This is a genomic window from Protofrankia sp. Cas4, from assembly GCF_963555915.1.
GTDB lineage: Bacteria > Actinomycetota > Actinomycetes > Frankiales > Frankiaceae > Protofrankia.
Window position 1 is genome coordinate 1,209 of record NZ_CAUVXL010000100.1, and the last position, 2,947, is coordinate 4,155.

3 protein-coding genes and 2 pseudogenes are annotated in these 2,947 nt (G+C 68.2%); all 5 read right to left on the minus strand.

Annotated elements, in window-relative coordinates; all coding sequences use genetic code 11:
- The coding region (locus U9979_RS09275; protein ID WP_322779042.1) for a serine/threonine-protein kinase at nt 1–1,371 on the minus strand (1,371 nt) is incomplete at its 3' end.
- A 311-nt stretch (nt 1,372–1,682) separates the two neighbouring features.
- The gene (locus tag U9979_RS25150; protein ID WP_416219808.1) at nt 1,683–1,829 is read right to left on the minus strand and encodes a hypothetical protein; all 147 of its coding nucleotides are present in this window, start codon (nt 1,827–1,829) and stop codon (nt 1,683–1,685) included.
- Nucleotides 1,826–2,178, minus strand: a pseudogene (locus U9979_RS25155) (type II toxin-antitoxin system PemK/MazF family toxin). Before U9979_RS25155 ends, U9979_RS25150 begins: the two are co-directional and overlap by 4 nt.
- Nucleotides 2,165–2,395, minus strand: coding sequence for a ribbon-helix-helix domain-containing protein (locus tag U9979_RS09285; protein ID WP_322779043.1), 231 nt, complete (start codon nt 2,393–2,395; stop codon nt 2,165–2,167). Before U9979_RS09285 ends, U9979_RS25155 begins: the two are co-directional and overlap by 14 nt.
- A 245-nt stretch (nt 2,396–2,640) precedes the next feature.
- Nucleotides 2,641–2,947 (minus strand): annotated as a pseudogene (locus tag U9979_RS09290) (glycosyltransferase family 2 protein); the annotation flags it as partial.

Sequence of the window (2,947 nt, forward strand, 5' to 3'; positions counted from 1 at the left end):
TGCCGACTGGTAGTTGGCGGTCCGTGCCACCGTGAAGCCGGCGGCTTCCAGCCGCGCCCGGGCGGAATCGGCAAGCCCCAGGATCTTGGAATTGTTGAGGATCACGATCGGGGCGAAGACATGCTTCGACGGCCCTGCGGATTGAGTCGGTACCACGGCCACTGATGCCTGGGAAGTTACTGTGGGTGATACCGATGTGTCCGTCGCGGCTGGCGGGGAGTTTTCCGACCGGGCCTGCGCCGTGGGATGGGCAGCGGATGCGCTCGGTGGGGTGGCCCTGGCACCGGGCTCGCGTGGATCCCGGCCGTACGTGGCGATCACCGCGAGGACAGCACCGGCGATGGCGAGCAGGAGCAGGACGGTGATGGGCACACGTCGCCTGTGCAGACGCTGAGCGGTGCGCGCCGTGGCGGCTTGGCCTGGATCGCGGACGCTGGCGGACGGGGTGTCGGTCGGCTGTTTTCCCGTCTGCTGAATGACGTCCGCGCTGCTGTTGGAGGCGGCGGCGCGGACGTCGTCGTCGAGGCGCAGCCCGATGCCGGAGCGGGCGGTCCAGCCCGGACCGTAGGCGACGGCGGCGGCGCGTGCCAGGTCGAGGGCGAAGGCGTGCGCGGACGCCGGGCGATCCACGGGATCCTTGGCCAGAGCCTGCATGATCACAGCGGCGATCGGGGCGGGAACCCCGGCCGGCGGGGTGGGAATGGTGTCGAGGTGGTGCTGCCACAACTCGCGGATCGGCAGGGCCGGGTCGAACGGCGGCGCGCCGGCCAGCAGCAGGTAGAGCACGATTCCGAGGGCGTACAGGTCCGTGGTCGGTCCCAGCCTCCCACCGGTGATCTGTTCGGGGGCCATGTAGGCGGGGGTTCCCGTCGCACCGCTGGGGATGACCGCCGATCCTTCAAGGATTTTTGCGATGCCGAAGTCGGTGACCTTGAGCAGGCCGGTGGTGTCGAACAGCATGTTGTCCGGCTTTATGTCGCGGTGCAGCACCCCATGGGTGTGCGCGCAGGACAACGCTGCGGCCACCGCCAACCCCACGGCGCAGGCCCCCTGCGGGGACAGATCGGCCCGGCGACGGGTCAGCGTCCCTCCGGCCAGGAGCTCCATGACGATCAGATGCAGGTCGTCAGCCTCGACATAGTCGTAGACCCGGACCACATGCGGATGGTCCATGGCGGCGAGTACCTGAGCCTCGGTGGTGAAATCGGCCGACGCCCCTTCGTGACCCGCGGCCAGGATCTTGATCGCAACATCGCGGTTCAGTCGTCGGTGCCGGCCAGCCAGCACCAGGCCGAATGCTCCCGCGCCGAGTTTGGCGCCCAGGTCGTAGCCGGGCAAGCCCGCCGCCACCTGAGCCCGGTCAACCAGCATGTACCGACAGTCGCCGGCTACCCGCGACCCACGCCACTGGCGGCACATGCCCGCTTATGATCCCCCAAGCATGTCATTCATCGAACACGCCGCGGCGAGTCTAACCGTCGCGCCAGCATTCGTGGTCTGCTTCCGGGCGACATGATCGGCGTTAGTTTGTCGTTGGGTACGCTTTTTCGGCTCACGAACGTACATAGCGACAAACTCGCGCCGATCACAGCCTCGATGGCCGGTTCCTGACCGAATCCCGGGTACGTCGGCCACGGCCGGCGTTTACCGACGCTGGCTCTGAGGTTGAGGATCGAGGCGGGTCAGCGCACCTGCCAGAGCCGCACTGTCTTGTCGACGCCGCCGCCGGCCAGGGTGTTGCCGTCCGGGGCGAACGCCACCGAGGTCACCCAGTCGGTGCGGCCGGTCTCTGGAGCGCGAGCGGACGTGAAGGCAGGCGATCGCTTCAGAGCGCGAGGTGCAGCCGCAGGGCGTTGTCCAGCGCGGCCATCGTCGCGGGCGGGACTTCTCCGATCCGGTTGCCGATCCGATCCGATCCGCGGCCACGGCTCGTACCTGCTCGGCCTGGGCCTTCGAGTCAGCGGTCAGGCCGCAGTCGGCGGCCTTCAGCAGAACCTGGAAGGGAAACACGCGGTCAGTGCTGGACGTGATGGGTACGACGGTGACCACACCGCGGCCGGCACGTCCTGCCGCACGGTTCGCGGCGTCGTTGCTGACGATGACCGCGGGTCGGGTCTTGTTTGCCTCCGATCCTCGGACCGGTTCCAGATCGACCCAGTAGATGTCACCGCGACGCATCGGCGAGTTCGTCAGCCGCAATGGCGTCCCAGAGTTCGGCGTCCTTGGTGGCGGCCCACTCGTCCCAGGCTTCGGTGTAGGCGGCCTCGATGCTGGCCGCGCGCAGAAGCCCGACAGCCTGGTGGATGACCGCGGACCTCGACGAGTTGCTGCTCTGGGCACCGAACTCGTCGATGAAACTCACATCGTCGTCCGGCAGACTGATGCTGATTTTCATACCCCTGATGCTACCTGTCGTCCTACCGCCATGCCTACCGCCTGCCCGCTCCTGGGGGGCTCCTGCATCGGTCGTGTCACCATACGTGACACGACGATGGATGGCGCGCGGTCGGTGGGGACTTCCGGGCGACATGATCGGCGCGAGTTTGTCGTTGGGTACGCTTTTTCGGCTCCCGAGCGTACATAGCGACAAACTCGCGCCGATCACAGCCTGGATGGCCGGATCACAGCCTGGATGGCCGGTTACCGACCGGAGACAGCGGTATCCGGGACGTCGGCAGGGGAGCGTGCGGTGCTCAGGTGCCCCGGGGCGTCGACCGGGTAGGGCGGGTAGCCGGGCCACCAGCGTGACCGCGCCGCCCAGACCGTCCGCCAGCTGCCCTGGTTTCCGCCTGTGCCGCGGCCGGCGCGGGCGGCGGCCATGGCGAGACCGGCCCGCAGGACCACACCCAGCGCGAGCATCGCGAGGCAGAAGGTGCGCGCCCAGCCGGTCCGGTGGGTCCGGGCGAGCGTGGTCTTGCCGGTTAGCGTGAGGATCGTCTTGTTGGCA